The 18,427-nt window shown below is 71.9% G+C and carries 17 protein-coding genes; 4 read left to right on the top strand and 13 right to left on the bottom strand.

The window, feature by feature from the left end:
- Positions 1-15: 15 nt before the first annotated feature.
- From J8N05_RS17275 to J8N05_RS17230, 10 genes are all read right to left on the bottom strand, one after another.
- Positions 16-1,641, bottom strand: coding sequence for a glycoside hydrolase family 43 protein (locus tag J8N05_RS17275; RefSeq protein ID WP_210883783.1), 1,626 nt, complete (start codon positions 1,639-1,641; stop codon positions 16-18).
- Positions 1,638-2,480, bottom strand: a complete 843-nt coding sequence (locus tag J8N05_RS17270; RefSeq protein ID WP_383937679.1) for a DUF6807 domain-containing protein — start codon at positions 2,478-2,480, stop codon at positions 1,638-1,640. The genes J8N05_RS17275 and J8N05_RS17270 overlap by 4 nt, the downstream gene beginning before the upstream one ends.
- The gene (locus tag J8N05_RS17265) at positions 2,480-3,646 is read right to left on the bottom strand and encodes a Gfo/Idh/MocA family protein (RefSeq protein WP_210883782.1); all 1,167 of its coding nucleotides are present in this window, start codon (positions 3,644-3,646) and stop codon (positions 2,480-2,482) included. Before J8N05_RS17265 ends, J8N05_RS17270 begins: the two co-directional genes overlap by 1 nt.
- On the bottom strand, positions 3,643-4,524 hold the full coding sequence (locus J8N05_RS17260) for a carbohydrate ABC transporter permease (protein ID WP_383937701.1): 882 nt from the start codon (positions 4,522-4,524) through the stop codon (positions 3,643-3,645). The genes J8N05_RS17265 and J8N05_RS17260 overlap by 4 nt, the downstream gene beginning before the upstream one ends.
- A gap of 20 nt (positions 4,525-4,544) precedes the next feature.
- Positions 4,545-5,483 carry a carbohydrate ABC transporter permease gene (locus tag J8N05_RS17255; protein WP_210890230.1) on the bottom strand — a complete coding sequence of 313 codons (939 nt, stop codon included), beginning with the start codon at positions 5,481-5,483 and terminating at the stop codon, positions 4,545-4,547.
- Positions 5,484-5,664: 181 nt separating this feature from the next.
- The gene (gene araD / locus J8N05_RS17250) at positions 5,665-7,428 is read right to left on the bottom strand and encodes an L-arabinonate dehydratase (protein ID WP_210883780.1); all 1,764 of its coding nucleotides are present in this window, start codon (positions 7,426-7,428) and stop codon (positions 5,665-5,667) included.
- A complete protein-coding gene (locus J8N05_RS17245) occupies positions 7,425-8,342 on the bottom strand; it encodes a dihydrodipicolinate synthase family protein (protein ID WP_210883779.1) in 918 nt (305 codons plus the stop codon). Before J8N05_RS17245 ends, araD begins: the two co-directional genes overlap by 4 nt.
- Positions 8,339-8,995: a GntR family transcriptional regulator gene (locus J8N05_RS17240; protein WP_210883778.1), complete on the bottom strand. Its 657-nt coding sequence runs from the start codon at positions 8,993-8,995 to the stop codon at positions 8,339-8,341. The genes J8N05_RS17245 and J8N05_RS17240 overlap by 4 nt, the downstream gene beginning before the upstream one ends.
- A gap of 188 nt (positions 8,996-9,183) precedes the next feature.
- Positions 9,184-10,305: an endonuclease/exonuclease/phosphatase family protein gene (locus J8N05_RS17235; RefSeq protein ID WP_247706306.1), complete on the bottom strand. Its 1,122-nt coding sequence runs from the start codon at positions 10,303-10,305 to the stop codon at positions 9,184-9,186.
- Positions 10,302-10,958 (bottom strand): M15 family metallopeptidase, encoded by a 657-nt coding sequence (locus J8N05_RS17230; protein ID WP_210883777.1) that lies wholly within the window; start codon positions 10,956-10,958, stop codon positions 10,302-10,304. Before J8N05_RS17230 ends, J8N05_RS17235 begins: the two co-directional genes overlap by 4 nt.
- Positions 10,959-11,045: 87 nt before the next feature.
- On the opposite strand from J8N05_RS17230, the gene J8N05_RS17225 reads away from it, so the two are divergent.
- Positions 11,046-11,750, top strand: coding sequence for a response regulator transcription factor (locus tag J8N05_RS17225; protein ID WP_210883776.1), 705 nt, complete (start codon positions 11,046-11,048; stop codon positions 11,748-11,750).
- Positions 11,743-12,837 carry a sensor histidine kinase gene (locus J8N05_RS17220; protein WP_210883774.1) on the top strand — a complete coding sequence of 365 codons (1,095 nt, stop codon included), beginning with the start codon at positions 11,743-11,745 and terminating at the stop codon, positions 12,835-12,837. Before J8N05_RS17225 ends, J8N05_RS17220 begins: the two co-directional genes overlap by 8 nt.
- 49 nt (positions 12,838-12,886) lie before the next feature.
- On the opposite strand, the gene J8N05_RS17215 is transcribed toward J8N05_RS17220, so the two are convergent.
- Complete coding sequence (locus J8N05_RS17215; protein WP_210883773.1) at positions 12,887-13,501, bottom strand: TIGR03086 family metal-binding protein; 615 nt, start codon at positions 13,499-13,501, stop codon at positions 12,887-12,889.
- A gap of 231 nt (positions 13,502-13,732) precedes the next feature.
- On the opposite strand from J8N05_RS17215, the gene J8N05_RS17210 reads away from it, so the two are divergent.
- Positions 13,733-14,710, top strand: a complete 978-nt coding sequence (locus tag J8N05_RS17210) for an NAD(P)-dependent alcohol dehydrogenase (protein WP_210883772.1) — start codon at positions 13,733-13,735, stop codon at positions 14,708-14,710.
- Between the two features lie 101 nt (positions 14,711-14,811).
- Positions 14,812-16,059: an MFS transporter gene (locus J8N05_RS17205; protein ID WP_210883771.1), complete on the top strand. Its 1,248-nt coding sequence runs from the start codon at positions 14,812-14,814 to the stop codon at positions 16,057-16,059.
- A 36-nt stretch (positions 16,060-16,095) separates the two neighbouring features.
- On the opposite strand, the gene J8N05_RS17200 is transcribed toward J8N05_RS17205, so the two are convergent.
- Together J8N05_RS17200 and J8N05_RS17195 are read right to left on the bottom strand one after the other, a co-directional pair.
- Positions 16,096-17,265, bottom strand: a complete 1,170-nt coding sequence (locus J8N05_RS17200; RefSeq protein WP_210883770.1) for a hypothetical protein — start codon at positions 17,263-17,265, stop codon at positions 16,096-16,098.
- The gene (locus J8N05_RS17195; RefSeq protein WP_210883769.1) at positions 17,262-18,203 is read right to left on the bottom strand and encodes a 5-dehydro-4-deoxyglucarate dehydratase; all 942 of its coding nucleotides are present in this window, start codon (positions 18,201-18,203) and stop codon (positions 17,262-17,264) included. Before J8N05_RS17195 ends, J8N05_RS17200 begins: the two co-directional genes overlap by 4 nt.
- Between the last annotated feature and the right edge of the window lie 224 nt (positions 18,204-18,427).

Here is an 18,427-nt window from a genome sequence, read left to right as displayed (position 1 = left end):
GATGACGTGGTGCGTTCAGACAGGTGGCGCGGTGGTGCTGCGGTCTGTGCCGCGACCGGTGCCCCGGCCGATGCCACCACCCGTGCCACCGCCGGTCTCGCGGGCGGTGACGCGGAACCGCGTGAAGGTGGCCGCCCCGGCGTGTCCCCCGCCGGACGGCGCGACCCCGAAGAGGCCGAGCAGGGCGCCGACCCAGCGCCAGGGGGTGGCGGCGAAGACCTGTCCCGAGGGCTCCCAGCCGCCGCCGAGGTCGTACGAGAAGCGGCAGCGCGCCCCCGCTCCCACCTCGATCCGCAGCCGGGCCCGTCCCTCGGGTGCCATCCGCGGATGCGCGGCGTCGCGCTCCCGCTCGGCGACCGGGTCGCCGAACCGGTGCACGAGGTGGACCGTCCCGTCGGCCCCCCGTTCGAGCCCGATCCAGCTGAACGCGTCGCCCAGCACGGTGAGTCCGGCCCGTGCGCCCGGTTCCTCGGCGTCGAGCCGCAGCTCGACCTCGACGGTGCACGGGGTGCCGGGCAGCCGCTGGGTGAGCACGTTCGCCAGCTTGCGCGGATCGTCCGCGTCCGCCGAGCGCACACAGCTCAGCCGCAGTCCGTCGCCGGAGTGCTGGGTCGCCCAGCCGTCCTGCGGATTGGCGGTCCACTGCCACTGCCGTCCGAACCGCCCGCCGGGGAAGTCGTCGTCGGTGGCGGGCGCGGAGAGCGGCTGCGGCGGCAGCCCGGGCTTGCGGTGCACGGTGACGGGGGTGCCCTCGTCACCGATGACCGGCCAGCCGTCCCGGCCCCAGCGCATCGGCTGGAGGTGGACGACCCTCCCGTACGGGCCCTTCTGCTGGAAGTGCGCGAACCAGTGCTCGCCGGTCGGGGTGGTGACCCAGCCGCCCTGGTGGGGGCCGTTGACGTCGGTGTCGCCCTGTTCCAGGACGACCCGCTCCTCGTACGGGCCGAAGAAGCCGCGTGAGCGGAAGGCGCCCTGCCAGCCCGTCTCGACCCCGCCCGCGGGGGCGAAGATCCAGAACCAGCCGTCGTGCCGGTACAGCTTCGGCCCTTCGAGGGTGAACCAGCCGGGGATGCGGTCGCCGTCCACGATCAGCTTGCCCTCGTCGAGCAGGCCGGTGCCGTCGGGCCGCATCCGGTGTCCGGTGAGCCGGTTCTTGATGCCGGAGCGGGATCTGGCCCAGCCGTGCACGAGGTACGCCTCGCCGCTCTCCTCGTCCCACAGGGGGCACGCGTCGATGAGTCCCTTGCCCGCCTTGATGAGGTGGGGGCGGGTCCAAGGGCCGCGTATCTCGGGCGCGTTGACCTGGAAGACGCCGTGGTCGGGGTCGCCCCAGAAGATCCAGAAGCGGTCGTCGTGATGCCGTAACGCCGGTGCCCAGACGCCGCAGTCGTGCCGGGGCTTCCTGAACTCCCGCGCGGGCTCCAGGCGTTGCAGCGCATGGCCGATCAGCGTCCAGTTGACCAGGTCGCGGGAGTGCAGCAGCGGCAGCCCCGGGGCCCGGCCGAAGCTGGACGCGGTCAGGTAGTAGTCGTCGCCGACGCGCAGGAGGTCGGGGTCGGACCAGTCGGCGTTCAGGACCGGATTGCGGTACGTGCCGTCGCCGAGGTCGGCGGTGAAGGCGGGCTTGTCCTGGTCGCTCATGGGCTCACTGCCTTTCGGACGAGGGCCGCCGCCTCGGCCCGGTCGAGCCGGCCGTCGGCGACCACGGTGACGACCCGGCGTACGACGGTCTCCCCGGCCGGGACCGGCAGCCGCTCCTCGTGGGCCAGGGACGAGCCGACGCCCGGGTACTCGGTGCTGCGCACGAACCACGGGTCGCGGCGGGTGCGGTCGGTCGCCCCGGCGAACACCAGCGTCCAGCCGTCCCCCGCGAGCGCCACCCAGCCGGCGCGGGTGCCGTGCGCCGCGTCCTCACCCTCGGTGTCCGCGGTGAACACCGCGGGCGGTTCGGCCTCCTTGCGGGCCCGCCAGAAGAAGCCGCCGTAGGCCGCGCCGGGGCGGCCGTTGGTCGCCGGGCTGCCGATCGACAGCGGTCCGGAGGTGGTGTTGGTGAGCGAGAAGGTGAAGTCCAGCGCCCAGGAGGTGTCGGTGAGTTCGGTCGCGGCGACGGTACGCCGCTCCCGCAGCAGCTCGGCCCCTGCGGCGACCCAGCGCAGCTCCTCCACGAAGCCGTCCGGGTCCCGCAGCTGGAACGCCGTGTGCCGCTGGGAGCCGTGGTTGTCCAGCTCGGTCGGCCCCTGGTCGCGTACGAAGGTGCGCCCGCCCCAGAAGTTGTGACCCTCGACGTCGGGAACGGCTACACCGACGCCGAGGTGATGGAGGTGGTCGGCGGGGCTGAGTTCGGTGACAGCCGTGCCGGCCAGGGTGGTGACGGGATGGAGGTACGGGCGGGGCGACAGCGTCGGCGCCAGTTCGGGCCGGGCCGTGTAGCGGCCGACCGGGCGGCCCGCGACGCGCAGGACCAGCGACTCGTTGGTCATCAGGTGCTCACCTCTTTCGACAGTGCCCACGACGCGCCCAGCTCGGAGTAGAGGGCGAGGGTGTCGGCGGCGGCCGCGACGAGTCCGTCGACCCCGGGCACGACCCGACGGTTCTCGTCGGCGTCGAGGTACCAGGCCTCGTCGGGCAGCGCTACCGGGTCCGGCGCCCGCCGGATCGCCTCGACGACCTTCATGAAGGCGCCCGTCTCGTCGGGGGCGACCAGCAGCGGGGCCCGGCCTTCGAGATGCTCGACCAGGTTCTCCAGCAGATCGGTCCTGCCGTACGTGAGCTCCTGCGGGCCGTGCCCCGAGCGCTGGACGAGGACGCGGTCCTGCTTGTACCAGAAGGTGATGCGGCCGCTGCTGCCGTGCACGAGGACGTAGGGCTCGTCGGGGTGTTCGGCGCACAGGGTCGCGGCGACGGTGATGCGGTTGCCGCCCGTGGTGGTGACGCGGACGCAGGAGGTGTCGTCGGACTCGATGTCGTTGGCGCGCAGCAGTTCGGTCTCGATGCCGACGACGTCCTCGGCGCGGGTGGCGCCGTCGAGGGCGAGGGCGGTGGCCACGGCGTGGGCCAGGGGGTTCGTCAGGACGCCGTCGACGACGTCGGCCCCGTTCAGCCTGCGGTGTCCGGCCCAGGGGGCGCGGCGGTAGTACTCCTGCGGGCGGCCCCAGGCCCCGGCTCCGCCGATGCCGTCCACGCGGCCGATGGTGCCCTTCGCGATCAGCTCGCGGATCGCGGGCACGGCGTGCGAGCCCATCGACTGGAAGCCGATCTGGCACACCACCCCGGCCGCCGCGACCCCGTCGGCCATGCGGCGGAACTCGGCGTAGGACGGGGCGGGCGGCTTCTCAAGGAGCAGGTGCACGCCCCGGGCGGCGGCCGTCAGCGCCAGGTCGGTGTGGGTGGGGATCGGTGTGCAGATCACGGCGACGGCGGCGCCCGTGGAATCGAGCAGGGCCCCGAAGTCGGCCGACTGCTCGGGGAGTTCGCCGGCCGCGGCGAAGCCGGCCAGTTCCTCCGGGGTGAGCGGGGTCAGCTCGCAGATCCCGGCGAGCCGCACCAGGCCCTTGTCCTGGAGGCGGCGGAGGTTCTCCAGGTGCCAGCGGCCGTGTCCGCGGGCGCCCGCGAGCACGACGGGAAGGGGTCCCCCGTGGTCGCTCATCCCTTCACCGCCCCGGCGCTGAAGCCCGTGATCAGCCACTTCTGGATGAAGGCGAAGACGATCACGACGGGTACGGCCGCGATGATGCCGCCGGCGGCGAGTGCGCCGAGGTCGACGCTGTCGGCGCTCATCAGGCTGTTGAGGCCGACGGGGATCGTCTGCTTCTCCTGGTTGCTGAGGAACATCAGGGCGAACAGGAAGTGGTTCCAGGAGTGCACGAAGGCGAAGGAGCCGACCGCGATCAGTCCGGGCCGCAGCAGCGGCAGGACGACGACCCGGAAGCCGGTGAAGCGGTTGCAACCGTCGACCCAGGCGGCCTCTTCGAGGGTGTAGGGCACGTTCCGGATGAACCCGCTGATCAGGATCATCGACAGCGGCAGCTGGAAGACGGTCTCGGCGATGATGACACTGCCCAGCGAGTTGATCATCTGCAGTTCGGCGAAGATCTGGAACAGCGGCACCAGGAGCAGCGCGCCCGGGACGAACTGCGAGCACAGCAGCGCCAGCATGAAGGCGCGCTTGATCCTGAAGTCGAAGCGGGCCAGCGCGTAGCCGCCGGCCAGCGCGACGAGCGTCGTCATGAAGAGCGTGGCGAGACCGACGTACACGCTGTTCTCGAAGTACGTGCCGAAGCTGCGGTCGTTCCACACCTTGTCGAAGTGCTCGAACGTCATGGGCCAGGGCACGAGCGAGGTGGAGCCGGTCGGCCTGAGGGCGAAGAGCAGGATCCAGTAGAAGGGGACGAGGGTGAAGACGAGGTAGATGCCGAGCGGGAGGTAGATCTGCCAGCGCGGGGCCTCGTCCCAGGCGCGCCTGCCCTTGCGGGGGCGCTGCGGCGGTTCGTCGGCCACCGGTGCGGACCGCTCGGCCACGGTGATGGTGTCGATGTCCTTGGTGATCACTTGTCCCCACCCACTCCGAACTTGCTCAGCCGCAGATAGACCATCGAGCAGAAGAGGAGAATCACGAACGCGACGGTGGTCAGGGCCGAGGCGTAGCCGAAGTTGTGCGCGTCGACGCTGGTGTTGGCGATGTAGAGCGGGAGGGTCGTCGTCTCCCCCGCGGGTCCGCCGCCGGTGAGGGTGTAGAGCAGGTCGACGTTGTTGAACTCCCACACCGCGCGCAGCAGCGTGGAGAGGATGATCGCGTCCTTGAGGTGGGGCAGGGTGATGTGCAGGAACTGCCTCAGGCGGCTGGCGCCGTCGACCTCGGCGGCCTCGTAGAGGTCCTTCGACACGGACTGGAGGTCGGCGAGGATGAGGATGGCGAAGAAGGGGACACCGCGCCACAGGTCCGCGACCACCGCCGCGGGGAAGACCGTGGAGGTGTCGGAGAGCCAGCTGGTGCCGTACTCCCCGATGCCCATGTCCGCGAGGTAACGGGTGATGCCCGTCTGGGAGTTGTAGAGCAGGACCCAGATCGCGGAGGTGAGCACACCGGAGACGGCCCAGGGCGAGAAGACCATGGCGCGGCCGAGCGAGCGGCCCACGAAGGTCTGGTTGACGATCAGCGCGAGGGCCAGGCCGAACAGCAGCTGGAGCCCGACCTCGACGACGACCCACTTGGCGCTGAAGATCAGCGTGTCCCAGAACTGCGGGTCCTCGGTGAAGATGCGGGTGAAATTGTCGAAGCCCGCGTAGCCGTTGCGCCACGGTTTGGTGGGGTTGTAGTTCTGCAGGCTGTAGTAGAAGACGCTGAGCACCGGGTAGGCGATGAAGCCCAGCATCAGCAGTCCCGCCGGGGCGATCAGCAGATACGGGAGCCTGCGGGGCGTCGCCGAGCCACGGCGCCGCCTCGGTGGCGCGGGCTGCTTCGCCACGGCTGCGGCTTGTGCCATGACTGTTCTCCGTTCTCGGGTGTGCGGGTCGAGCCGGTGGTGCGGGTCGAACCGGTCGTACGGATCAAGGTCGTACGGATCGAGCCGGTGGTACGGGCGCGCGATCTTGATGGCAAGCGCTTTCACGTACGGTGTGCGGAGGCCGGACCGCGAAGTGCGTAGCGGTCCCGGGTGGTACGGATCAGCCCGCGTACGGGTCCGGCACCTTGCCCGGCCGGGCCAGGAAGGCGAAGTCGCAGCCGGTGTCGGCCTGCGTGATCTGGTCGTTGTAGAGCGCGCCGTAGCCGCGTTCGAAGCGCTCGGGCGGCGCGGTCCACTGCTCCCGCCGCCGCTCCAACTCCTCTTCGTCCACGTTCAGTTGCAGCGAACGCGCGTCGACGTCGAGCGTGATGCTGTCACCGGTGCGGACCAGGGCGAGCGGCCCGCCGATGTACGACTCCGGTGCCACGTGCAGCACACAGGCGCCGTAACTCGTGCCGCTCATCCGGGCGTCGGAGATCCGCACCATGTCCCGTACGCCCTGCTTCAGCAGATGGTCGGGGATGGGCAGCATCCCGTACTCGGGCATGCCCGGACCGCCCTTGGGGCCCGCGTTGCGCAGCACCAGTACGGTGTCGGCGGTGATGCCCAACTCCGGTTCGTTGATGGTGCGTTGCATGGTCCGGTAGTCGTCGAAGACGACCGCGGGGCCGGTGTGCTTGAGCAGGTGCGGCTCGGCGGAGATGTGCTTGATGACCGCGCCGTCGGGGCAGAGGTTGCCGCGCAGGACGGCGACGCCTCCCTCGGTGGCGACGGGGTGCTCCCGGGTGCGGATGACCTCGTCGTCGTGCACCTGCGCGGAGGCGAGCTGTTCGCGCAGGGTGTCGTGCGAGACGGTCGGCCGGTCCAGGTGCAGCAGATCGGTGATGCGCGAGAGGAACCCGGGCAGTCCGCCGGCGAAGTGGAAGTCCTCCATGAGGTACCTCTGACCACCGGGCCGTACGTTCGCGAGGACCGGCACCGTACGGGCGATGCGGTCGAAGTCGTCGAGGGTGAGCCGGGCCCCGGCGCGTCCCGCCATGGCGATCAGGTGGATCACCGCGTTGGTGGAGCCGCCGAGTCCGAGGACGGTCGTCACCGCGTCCTCGAAGGCCTCCTGGGTGAGGATGTCCGACAACGTGCGGCCCTTGCGGACCAGTTCGACGATCCTGAGCCCCGAGGCGGCGGCCATCCGGTCGTGCCCCGAGTCGACCGCGGGGATGCTGGAGGCGCCGGGCACGGTGACCCCGAGCGCCTCGGCCGCCGCGGTGAGCGTGGACGCCGTGCCCATCGTCATGCAGTGCCCCGGCGAGCGCGCCAGACCGCTCTCCAGTTCGGTCATCTCGCAGTCGCCGATGAGCCCGGCGCGCTTGTCGTCCCAGTACTTCCACATGTCGGTGCCGGAGCCGAGGATCTCGTTGCGCCAGTGCCCCGGCAGCATGGGACCGGCGGGCACGAACACGGTCGGCAGGTCGACGGACGCGGCGCCCATCAGCAGCGCGGGCGTGGACTTGTCGCAGCCGCCCATCAGGACGGCCCCGTCGACCGGGTACGACCTCAGCAGTTCCTCGGTCTCCATCGCGAGCATGTTGCGGTAGAGCATCGGGGTCGGCTTCTGGAAGGTCTCGCTGAGCGTCGACACCGGGAATTCGAGGGGGAAGCCGCCGGCCTGCCACACCCCCCGCTTGACCGCCTGGGCCCGGTCGCGCAGATGGACGTGGCAGGGGTTGATGTCGGACCAGGTGTTGAGGATCGCGATGACCGGCTTGCCGAGGTGCTCCTCGGGGAGGTAGCCGAGCTGACGGGTGCGGGCGCGGTGGCTGAAGGAGCGCAGGCCCTCGGTGCCGTACCACTGGTGGCTGCGCAACTGCCGCTCCGGAGCCCGGCTTTCACCGCCCTCGGGCGTCGACGGGCTGACGTCGGTCATATGGACCACCCCCCGGCGATGGCGGCGACCTCGGCCCGTTCGGACTCGGGGAGCTGCCTGCTCGGCGGGCGGACGTCCCGGCGGCACAGGCCGAGCGAGGCCAGGGCCTCCTTCACGACCGTCACGTTGTTGGCGGAGCCGTTGGCCCCGCGCAGTTCCTCGAAGCGGCGGATCTGCTCCCAGACCTTCATGGCGCCCGCGTAGTCGCCGGAGCGCAGCGCCTCGATCATGTTCAGCGAGACGGCCGGGGCGACGTTCACGAGACCGGAGGTGAAGCCCGTGGCGCCCGCCGAGAAGTACGAGGGCGCGTACGGCTCCGCGAGCCCGGCCACCCATACGAAGCGTTCGAGCCCCGCGTCCCGGGCGAAGGCGGCGAAGCGGGCCGCGTCCGGCACGGCGTACTTCACACCGATCACGTTCGGGCAGGCGTCGGCCAGTTCGGCGAGGCGAGCGCCGGCGAGCACCGGGTTGCGGATGTAGGGGACCACGCCCAGCTCGGGGACGGCCTCGGCGATCGCCCGGTGGTAGTCGACCCAGCCGTCCTCCGACACGTACGGGTGCACGGGCTGATGGACCATCACCATCTCGGCCCCGAGCTGCCGGGCGTGGCGGGCGGAGGCGACGGCGGTCGGCAGGTCGTGCCCGACGCCGACCAGGACGGTGGCCCGGCCCCGCGCCTCGTCGACGGTCAACTCCGTGACCAGGCGCCGCTCCTCGGGGCTGAGGGCGTAGAACTCGCCGGTGTTGCCGTTCGGGGTGACGATGCGGACGCCGCCGTCGAGCGCCCGGCGCAGCAGCGCGCGGTGCACGTCCCTGTCGATGGAGCCGTCCTCGGCGAACGGGGTCACGGGGATCGCCACCACGTCGGCGAGGGCGGCCCGTTGGGCCTCGAACGTGGTCGTGGTCGCGGTCATTCCTGCTCACCCTTTCCCTGGGCCTCGGGGAAGGCCCGTTGCACGAACGAGGCGATGTGCGAGTGCAGGGCGCGCGCCGCGCCGTCCGAGTCGCCTTCGAGGGCGAGCCGCAGGATCTCCCGGTGCTCGGCGGCCTCGCGCTCCCAGGACGGGTCGGCGGCCCAGGCCACCGCGGAGACCAGGGCGGCCTGGTCCCGGACCTCGTCGAGCATCCGGCCGAGCAGCGGGTTGCCGCAGCGGACGTACAGGGAGCGGTGGAACTCGCGGTTGGCGAGGGACCGCTGGGCGGTGTCGGTGGCCGCGTCGGCGCGTTCCAGCGCCTCACGCGCCGTGTCGAGGGAGGTGCCGCGCAGGACGGAGCGCCGCAGGGCCTCCGGTTCGAGCAGCAGCCGCACGTCGTACACCTCGCGCGCCATGTCCGCGTCCACCATGCGCACCGTGACGCCCTTGTACTGGTTCATCACCACGAGCCCGGTGCCGGCCAGGGTCTTGAGCGCCTCGCGCACCGGGGTCTTGGACACCCCGAACTGTGCGGCCAGCTCGGTCTCGACCAGGGGCTGCCCCGGGGTCAACTGCCCCGTGAGGATGCGGTGTTTGATCCCCTCCTGCACGAACTGCGTGCGGGAGGGGATCGGCGTGGGCACAGAGGTCATGCTCGCCTCTCGGTGGCACGGATCGGTGGCGCGGAGCCCTCAGGGATCGAGAGCTCGCGTATCTGATCTCGCGTATCGCGTCTCATATATGACGTACGAAGTACGACGCGATGAAGCTAGAAGCGCCTCTGTGTTTCGTCAATGCTTCCGACAAAAGAAGTTGTGGTCGCCGTCCGGCGGCCGTGGGTTCACCAGTCGATCGCGGCCGCCACCGGCAGGTGGTCGCTGCCGGTGGACGGCAGCACCCGCGCGCTCCTCGGCTCCACTCCGCGGACCAGGATCTGGTCGATGCGCGCCACCGGGAAACCCGCCGGCCAGGTGAAGCCGAAGCCGTCCCCGGCCGCGTCCTGGACCGAGTGCAGTTGCGAAGTGAGCCCGGCGAACGCGCGGTCGTCCAGGGTGCCGTTCAGATCGCCGAGCAGCACCACCCGCTCGTTCGGCTCGGCGGCGACGGCCTCTGCGAGCGCCTTCGCGTTCCTGTCGCGCGAGTCCGTCCAGAAACCCGACCGGGGGTTCACCCGGGCGGATCCCAGATGGGCCACGTACACCGCCAGCGGCCCGTGCCCGGTGGCCACCGTGGTACGCAGCGCCCGGTTCTCGGCCGTCGTGGCGTCGGCCGGTTTGGTCCTCGCCAGCGGTCCGACGTCCGTCCTGATGTCGACCGGCCGGGTGTCGGACAGGGGCAGCCTGCTCCACAGCCCGACCGTGCCCAGCACCGTGTGGTGCGGGTACGCCCGCGCCAGCCCCTTCTCGTACGTGCCCCGGTCCTGCGGGGTCACCTCCTCCAGCGCCAGCACGTCCGCGCCGGAGGCGGCCAGGGCGCGGGCGGTGCCGGCCGGATCGGGGTTGGCGGCGCCGACGTTGTGGCTCGCCACGGTGAGGTCGCCGCCCGGCTGGGACCTGTCGCCGAGCAGCCCGCCGAAGAGGTTCAGCCACGCCGTGACCGGCAGCAGCAGCGCGACCACGGCGGAGGCGGAGCGGCGCCACAGCGCCCCGGCGAGCAGCACCGGGACGAAGAGGCCGGACCAGGGCAGGAACGTCTCCACCAGGCTGCCGAGGTTCCCGATCCGGTTCGGGACGCTCGCGTGCAGCAGCAGGGTCAGGCCGAGGAGCAGCGCCAGGGCCGTGAGCACCGGGCCGCGCTTCCAGGGGTCCGGGCGCTTCCAGAGGTCCGGGCGCAGAACGGCGCGGATCGCACGGCGGACAACGGGCCCGGCCGTCGTGCCCACCGGGTCGGTCGCGTCAGCCGGGTCGGTCACGTCAGCCGCGTCGGCCTGTGTCATCGTCCGTCCCGGCTCACTGTCGGTCACTGCTGCATCCTCGGGTCCTCGGTGGGGTTGGCGTACATGGGTGGGCAGCGACGGCCGATCGCCCGGGTCCGCAGTTCGAAGTGCCAGGGCTCGTTCCGGTAGATCTGGCACAGCCCGTGGTCGACGCCGTGCTCGGACAGCCACTTCGCGGCGTCGGGGTGCCCGATGTCGACGGCGTCCCCCGACACGTGCGGAGACGTCGCCGGGGTGGCCACCCATCGGGCGGCCTCGTCCTCGGAACCGTGGGCGGCGACCGCCTCGCGCAGAAGCCGGCTCTGGTACTCCGGGGAACGCCAGCCGCTGTTGACGTAGAACTCGATCCCGTCGGCCGCGGCGGCCGTCGCGGCCCGGCGCAGGGCGTCGAGCAGCTTCGGATCCAGCTTCGTCACGGCGTCGAGGGTGTCGTCGAAGACCGTCACGCCGTCGGGGACGACACCGTCGGCCGAGGAGAGCGAGGACCTCACCGAGGACTTCGCCGGGGGCTTCACCGGGGGTTTCGACGAGAACCAGGACATCGGCGACTGCGGGCCGAGGGCCATGGCGATCGCCGCCACGCCTGCCACGACGCCGGTCAGGGCGCCCGCCACGAGGACGAGGAGGAGCGGGCGGATCCGGCGGGTCGGTAAGCGCGCGGGTGGTGGGTTTCGAGTCATGCCGCCAGTGAAGGCGGCGCGATGTTGCCCGCATGTATCCGGTTTTCGATACGCCGACGATAGGTGTCGCCTCGTAGCCTCAAGCACATGCGTGTGCTGATCGTCGAGGACGAGCCCTATCTGGCGGAAGCGGTCCGCGACGGTCTGCGCCTGGAGGCGATCGCGGCGGACATCGCGGGCGACGGCGACACCGCGCTGGAACTGCTGGGCGTCAACGCGTACGACATCGCCGTACTCGACCGGGACGTCCCCGGGCCGTCCGGTGACGAGATCGCCAAGGTCATCGTCGCCTCCGGCAGCGGTATGCCGATCCTGATGCTGACCGCCGCCGACCGTCTCGACGACAAGGCCAGCGGGTTCGAGCTGGGCGCCGACGACTACCTCACGAAGCCGTTCGACCTCCAGGAACTCGTCCTCAGGCTCAGAGCGCTCGACCGCAGACGCGCCCACAGCAGGCCGCCGGTGCGGGAGATCGCGGGCCTGCGTCTGGACCCGTTCCGCCGCGAGGTGTACCGCGACGGCCGGTATGTCGCGCTGACCAGGAAGCAGTTCGCCGTGCTGGAGGTCCTCGTCGCCGCCGAGGGCGGGGTCGTCAGCGCCGAGGAGCTGCTGGAACGCGCGTGGGACGAGAACGCCGACCCGTTCACCAACGCCGTGCGCATCACGGTCTCGGCCCTGCGCAAACGGCTCGGCGAACCCTGGATCATCGCCACCGTGCCGGGCGTCGGCTACCGCATCGAGCCACGACCGGAGGCAGGAGATGCCGAACGTGACGGAGACGAGCGTGGATAGGGCCCCCGGGTTGAGCGTGCGCGCCAGGCTCACCCTCAGCTACGCCGGTTTCCTCATGCTCGCCGGTGTCCTGCTGCTCGCGGCGGTGTGGCTGTTCCTCCTGCGGTACGTCCCCGACCGCGCGATGCTCATCAACGCCGACGACGGCGCCATGAACGGGGTCTTTCCCATCCGGTCCGCCCTGCTGCGCGAGTTCGCTCCGCGGGCGGCCGCCGTGCTGGCGTTCCTGCTGGTGTTCGGCCTGGTCGGCGGGTGGGTCCTGGCGGGCCGGATGCTCGCCCCGCTGACCCGCATCACCGGCGCCACCCGGCTGGCCTCGGCCGGGGCGCTCTCGCACCGCATCCGGCTGCCGGGTCGCAAGGACGAGTTCCGCGAACTGGCCGACGCCTTCGACACGATGCTGGGCCGGCTCGAAGAACACGTCGCCGAACAGCGGAGGTTCGCGGCGAACGCCTCGCACGAACTGCGCACCCCGTTGGCGGTCTCGAAGGCCCTCATCGATGTGGCCCGTTCCGATCCGGACCACGACAGCGGCGAGGTCATCGAACGCCTCCACGCCGTCAACACCCGGGCCATCGACCTCACCGAGGCACTGCTCCTGCTCGGCCGCGCCGAGCAGCGGACGTTCACCCGTGAGGACGTCGACCTGTCCCTGCTGGCCGAGGAGGCCGCCGAGACGCTCCTGCCGCTCGCGGAGAAGCGGGGCGTCGCCCTGGAGACCCGAGGCGACATCACCCCCACCACCGGATCGCACGCGCTGCTCCTCCAGCTGACCACGAACCTCGTCCAGAACGCGATCGTCCACAATCTGCCCGACCGGGGCAGGGTGTGGGTGCGGACCGACGTCCGGCCCGGCGGTGTGGTGCTCACGGTCGAGAACTCCGGCGAGAGGATCTCCCCGGAGCTCGCCTCGACCCTCACCGAGCCGTTCCGGCGCGGCACCGAACGCGTCCACACCGATCACGGGGGCGTCGGCCTCGGCCTGGCGATCGTCAGGACCATCGCCCACGCACACGACGGGACGCTCGCCCTGACCCCGCGCCCCGCCGGCGGGCTGCTCGTCACGGTCGAACTGCCCGGGGCCTGAGAACCGGGGTTCGAGGCCCGGAGCCTGAGGCCCAGGTCCGGAGATCCCCTCAGCGCTCCCCGACGGCGGCCCGCCACCCCGGGTCCCGTCCGCTCAGCCCGATCACCCGGTCCAGCAGGGGCGCACCCTCCGGGACGGCCACCACCGGGCCGAAGATGCTGCCGCGCGACGGGTCGTCCACGGACGCGGCCAGCATCCCGTACGCCGCCCGCAGGGCCGCCTCGTCGGGCACGTACTCCTGTCCGGTCGCGCGGGCCAGGTCCCAGCCGTGCACGACGAGTTCGTCGGTGGCGACGATGCCCGCGATCTCGCCGGGCAGATCCACTCCGCCCGCCCGTGTCTGCCCCGTCCACGCGGCCGGGTCACGCCAGGCTTCGGCCAACTCGACCAGCAGCTTGGGCAGTTCGGCGCGCCAGCCGGGAGTCAGGTCGGGCAGCCCGGCGGTGGGCGGGGTGTCCGTCGTGGCCCCCAGCTCCTTGCGTCCGGCGTCGCGGAAGGCCGCGGCGAGTCCGGTCAGATGCCCGACCAGATGGCGTACCGCGTAGTCCGGACACGGTGTGGCGTCCTCCAGCTGGTCCTCGCGGACCGCGTCCGCGATGCGCGCCACGATCAGGGCCTGCGGCCCCAGGTCGAGGGTCGTCGCGGTGCTCTCGCCGTCGCCCATGGTGGGTTCCTCTCGTCACAGGGTCATCAGGAGGTGATCAGGGGTGATCAGGGTCCGTCTCGGGGTCGTCAGGGGGTAGACCGTCGGTCGTACGGAAACTCATCGCTTCTCCTCCCACGATCGTGCTCAGGAATCTGGCCAGGCGTTCGCCCCGCCGGAATGCTCGGGACTGCCGGAATGCTCGGGACTGCCGGGATTCCCGGAGCCGGGGACCACGAGGGGAGCCACGCCATGAAGGCGATCGTCCAGAATGCCTACGGATCGGCGGATCTGCTGGAACTGCGGGAGATCGAGCGTCCGGTCCCCCGCGACGACGAGGTGCTGATCGAGATCCGCGCGGCCGGCCTCGGCCCCGAGGTGTGGCACTTCATGACGGGCCGCCCGCTGGTGGCGCGCGTCGCCCTCGGGCTCCGCAGGCCCAGGAATCCGGTACAGGGCTGGGACGGCGCCGGACGGGTCGAGGCCGTCGGCGCGAAGGTGACCGACTTCAAGCCGGGCGACGAGGTCTTCGGCAACTGCGAGGGCTCGTTCGCCGAGTTCGCGCGTGCCAAGGCCGCCAAGGTCGTCCTCAAGCCGGCCGGTCTCCCCTTCGAGCAGGCCGCCGCCCTGCCCGTGTCGGCCACGACCGCCCGCCAGGCCCTGAGCGGCCCGGCCCGCCCGAAGCCTGGCCAGAAGGTCCTCGTCATCGGCGCCTCCGGCGGCGTCGGCTGTTACGCCGTCCAGTTCGCCACGATGTACGGGGCCGAGGTCACCGGTGTCTGCGGCCCCGGCGGCGCGGACTTCGTACGGGCCCAGGGCGCGGCGCACGTCATCGACTACACCACCGAGGACATCGGCGACGGCCCGCACCCGCACCGCTACGACGTGATCGTCGACAACGCGGGGCAGCGTCCGCTGCCCGTGCTGCGGCGTGTCCTGGCCCCGCGCGGCACCCTCGTGATCGTCGGCGGCGAGGGCGGCACCGCGCTGCTCGGCGGGCTGAGCCGCGGGCTGCGGGCCGTGCTGCTCTCGCCGTTCACCGGGCAGAATCTCCGCAGCCTCGTCGCCGTCACCCGCCGCGAGGACCTGCTGGCCCTCAAGGACCTCGCCGAGAGCGGCAAGCTCGTCCCGCCGGTCGACCGCACCTATCCCCTCGCCGAGACCGCCGAGGCCGTCCGCCATCTGGAGAAGGGCCACCCGAGGGGCAAACTCGTCGTCACCGTCCCTTAGAGGGTCCCTCGGAGGCCGTCCCCCGGCACCCCTGCCGCGTACCCCGTCTAAGGCACCTGCCCGATCCCCGCCCCGGGGCCTTAGCCCCACGATGACCAGGCATGACGGAACAAGCGCCGCGGGCACCGCGGACGACCCCGGCGGCCCGCCCGGCGTGGGCGGTGGTCCGTGTCCTGCGGGACCGCGACGCCGCCCTGTACCTGGGCGGAGTCGTGGTCTCCGGTTTCGGCTCGTCGGCGATGTGGCTGGTGGCCGGGATCTGGGTGAAGGACCTGACCGGCTCGGACGGCCTGGCCGCCCTCTGCGTCTTCGCCCTGTGGGCGCCCACGCTGATCGGCCCGGCCCTGGGCACTCTCGCCGACCGCACCCGCCGCCGACCGCTGCTGGTGTGGACGAACCTGGGCCTGGCCGCGCTCCTCCTGCCACTCTGCGCGGTCGGCTCACCGGGCACCCTGTGGATCCTGTTCGCCGTGCTCCTCGTGTACGGGGCGGCGGGCGTCGTGCATGACGCGGCGGAGGCGGCGCTGGTGGCCACCGCCGTCGACCAGCGGCTCCTCGGCGACTTCAACGGGCTGCGGATGACGGCCAACGAGGGCATGAAACTGATCGCCCCGCTCGCCGGAGCGGGCCTGTACGCGGCGTACGGGGGCGCGCGCGTCGCGCTCCTGGACGCCGTCACCTTCGTCCTCGCCGCGGGCCTCTACACACTCCTGCGCGTCCACGAGCCGCCGCCGCGCCTCGTGGAGGGCACCGACGGATGGCGTGCCCGGACCGTCGAGGGCACCCGCTTTCTCCGGGGCCACGCGGTCCTGCGCCCGCTCGTCCTCGCCGGCGGCACGACGATGCTCTTCGCGGGCGTCAACGGCGCGACGGTCTACGCGGTGGCGGAGGGCCTCGGCCACTCCCCCGCGTACGTGGGGCTGCTGTACGTCGCCCAGGGCGCCGGTTCGGTGGCGATCGGTCCGGCCGCGGGGCCGCTCCTGCGCCGGCTGGGCGAACGCCGGTTCGCGCGGTACGGCATCGCGCTGACCGCCGTGGCCGTGACGGCTCGCGCGCTCCCGTACGACGCGGTGGCGCTCGGCTCGGCCGTGGCGGTGGGGGCCGGGCTGCCGTGCGTGCTGATCGCGGCGCTCACGGCGGTGCAGCGCGAGACTCCGGATGCGCTGCTCGGCCGTACGGCGGCGACCGCGCACACGCTGCTGTTCGCGCCGAACGCGGTGGGGCTCGCGGTCGGTGCGGGGCTGGTGGAACTCGTTCCGTATCAGGGGCTGTTGGTGGCCGTGGGGGTTGCGCGGCTCGTCACGGTGCTGCCCGGGTGTGGCTGGCCGCGCAGTTCCCCGCGCCCCTGAAAGGCGGGGCTTCGCCCCTGCCTTTCAGCGCTGCCGTCAGCCCAGCCGCCTCAGCGCCTCCGCGACCAGCACCAGGTCCCCCTCCGACGCCAACCCCGCGTGGTAGAGACGTAGTTCAGTGGCTCCTCGTTCGACCGCCTGCGTCGCGTCCTCGTAGAGAGTCGCCGGGCTGCCGCCCATTCCCGCCACCACGGGGAAGTTGGCCGCCAGCACGTTTCCCTCCGTGGCGTGTGCCGCGAACGGGGTCAGCAGCCCGGACCCTCCCCCGCACGGGACGACCACGCCGTCGGCGACGGTCAGGATGTGCTGCGGGTCCACGCCGGCGTTCGCGCCCACGTGGTACGAGTCCGGGTCCGCGTGCAGCAGGATGCGGAAGCCCACGGGAGCCGCCGCCCGGACCGCGCCGACGACGTCCGTCTGGAGGGAGCGGGCGGTGGAGTCGCGCCACGCGCGCGTGGCCGTCGCGAGCTCGCCGCCCAGCAGCTTCTCCACGGCCTCCCAGCCCCCGGCGGGCGTCCCGCCGCGCCACACGGGCTCCAGGGCGCGCCGGACCGAGACAGCCAACTCATCGGCGTCGAGACCCAGTTGCGTATACCCGTCGCGGCACGAGGAGCAGAAGCACAGTGACATCAGGTACGTCCCGGCGTCCCCGAGCGCCACACCGGACGTCTTGTCGTGGGCGTGCAGATGCGGGAGCCCGTACCAGCCGAGGGATTCCAGTTCCGTGCCCGCCGCTCCCGGGCGTACGGCCGCCTCCACGGCCAGGTCGGTCAGATGGGCGCGGGTCTCGGGCTGCGCGATGCAAGGAGCCCACGGATAGCGATCCCCGTACGCGTTGGTGACGGAGGTGTCCGGGAACTCCTCGCCCATACGGGAGTTGTGGGCGAGGACCACCCAGGTGTGCACGTCGAGCCCGGCGCCCGCGAGCTGCTCGGCGGCCTCCCCGTACGCGTCGCCGGGCGCCCAGTCCCCGGCCGCGTACGGCCGCAGCCTGCGCCCCTGCCAGCGTCCGGCGTCCGGCGGATAGAGGACGGCGGCGTGCGGCGCGGTGACGATGCGGTGGCGGGGGTGCCTCGGGGTCAGCGCGCGCGTGGAGTGGTACGCGGACGCGAGGGTCGCCTGCCGTACGCCGAGTCCGGCGATGCGTGCCGCCGCCCCGGGGTCGCCGTTGACGTCCCACGGATAGACGAACGCCGACGCCCTCACTTGGCCTCCTCCAGCAGCGCGTGGCCGCGTTCGATGAGCTGGGCGAGCTGTTTGAGGTGGTCCTCGGACGGTTCGTGCAGCGGCGGCCGTACCTCGCCCACGTCGAGCCCCCGCAGCCGTACACCGGCCTTGACGAGCGAGACGGCGTATCCGCGGCCCTGGGCGCGCAGTTCGACGAGCGGCCGGTAGAAGCCGTCGAGCAGCCGGTTGACGGTCGTGTCGTCGCCGGAGCCGATGGCACGGTGGAAGGCGAGGGCGATCTCGGGCGCGAAGCAGAACACGGCGGACGAGTAGAGCGTGATGCCGATGCCCCGGTAGGCGAGGCCGGTGAGTTCGGCGGTCGGCAGCCCGTTGAAGTACAGGAACTCGCCGGGCGCCTCGGACCGTACGGCGCTGACGATGCGCTGCATGAGGTCGAGGTCGCCGGTGCCGTCCTTGAAGCCGATGACGCCCTCGGTGCGGGCCAGCGCGACCACGGTCTCCGGGGTGAACACGGCGTTGTCCCGCTGGTACACGACGATGTCGAGCGAGGTGGCGCCGGCCAGTTCCGTGTAGTGCCGCAGCAGCCCCTCCTGTCCGGCGACCACGAGGTACGGCGGCATGGCGAGCAGTCCGTCGGCGCCGGCCTCCTCGGCGAGCCGCGCGTAGCGCACCGCGAGGGCGGTCCCGTAGCCGGCGCCGGCGACGACGGGCACCCGGCCGGCGGTCTCCTCGACGGCGGCCCGGACGCACTCCTGGAACTCCTCGGGCGTGAGCGCGTGGAACTCGCCGGTGCCGCAGCAGGCGAAGACGGCGGCGGCACCGGCCTCGACGCCCCGCCGGACGTGCTCGCGGTAGACGTCCAGGTCGACGGCTCCGTCACGGTCGTACGCGGTGACGGGGAAGAACAGCGGCCCACTGGGGATACTGAGTCGAGCGGCGAGGGGGGCTGACGACACGGGCTCTCCCTAGAGCATGTACGCACACGCCACCCGTGCACGTTTCTGACTTACGTCCATATCCCTGAACTCGCCCACGCTAGAGCTCGCCGTCGCGGCCGGTCAAGCGGGCAAACCCGCATTCCCGAAGCAATTCCGGAGCAAGAAAGCACCGGAAACGACGCCGACCGACAGCGGATCCGGACCCTTCGCGCGACACTTGACGCGAGCGGCGAACGATCCAT

Source organism: Streptomyces liliiviolaceus (genome assembly GCF_018070025.1).
GTDB classification, from domain to species: domain Bacteria; phylum Actinomycetota; class Actinomycetes; order Streptomycetales; family Streptomycetaceae; genus Streptomyces; species Streptomyces liliiviolaceus.
Note: the sequence above shows the minus strand (reverse complement) of the source record. Positions and strands in the feature narration are given on the sequence as shown.

Excerpts from the sequence above, each read along its gene's own strand:
- J8N05_RS17275 (WP_210883783.1), bottom strand. The coding sequence starts at position 1,641 with ATGAGCGACCAGGACAAGCCCGCCTTCACCGCCGACCTCGGCGACGGC.
- J8N05_RS17270 (WP_383937679.1), bottom strand. The coding sequence starts at position 2,480 with ATGACCAACGAGTCGCTGGTCCTGCGCGTCGCGGGCCGCCCGGTCGGC.
- J8N05_RS17265 (WP_210883782.1), bottom strand. The coding sequence starts at position 3,646 with ATGAGCGACCACGGGGGACCCCTTCCCGTCGTGCTCGCGGGCGCCCGC.
- J8N05_RS17255 (WP_210890230.1), bottom strand. The coding sequence starts at position 5,483 with ATGGCACAAGCCGCAGCCGTGGCGAAGCAGCCCGCGCCACCGAGGCGG.
- araD (WP_210883780.1), bottom strand. The coding sequence starts at position 7,428 with ATGACCGACGTCAGCCCGTCGACGCCCGAGGGCGGTGAAAGCCGGGCT.
- J8N05_RS17245 (WP_210883779.1), bottom strand. The coding sequence starts at position 8,342 with ATGACCGCGACCACGACCACGTTCGAGGCCCAACGGGCCGCCCTCGCC.
- J8N05_RS17240 (WP_210883778.1), bottom strand. The coding sequence starts at position 8,995 with ATGACCTCTGTGCCCACGCCGATCCCCTCCCGCACGCAGTTCGTGCAG.
- J8N05_RS17230 (WP_210883777.1), bottom strand. The coding sequence starts at position 10,958 with ATGACTCGAAACCCACCACCCGCGCGCTTACCGACCCGCCGGATCCGC.
- J8N05_RS17225 (WP_210883776.1), top strand. The coding sequence starts at position 11,046 with ATGCGTGTGCTGATCGTCGAGGACGAGCCCTATCTGGCGGAAGCGGTC.
- J8N05_RS17215 (WP_210883773.1), bottom strand. The coding sequence starts at position 13,501 with ATGGGCGACGGCGAGAGCACCGCGACGACCCTCGACCTGGGGCCGCAG.
- J8N05_RS17210 (WP_210883772.1), top strand. The coding sequence starts at position 13,733 with ATGAAGGCGATCGTCCAGAATGCCTACGGATCGGCGGATCTGCTGGAA.
- J8N05_RS17205 (WP_210883771.1), top strand. The coding sequence starts at position 14,812 with ATGACGGAACAAGCGCCGCGGGCACCGCGGACGACCCCGGCGGCCCGC.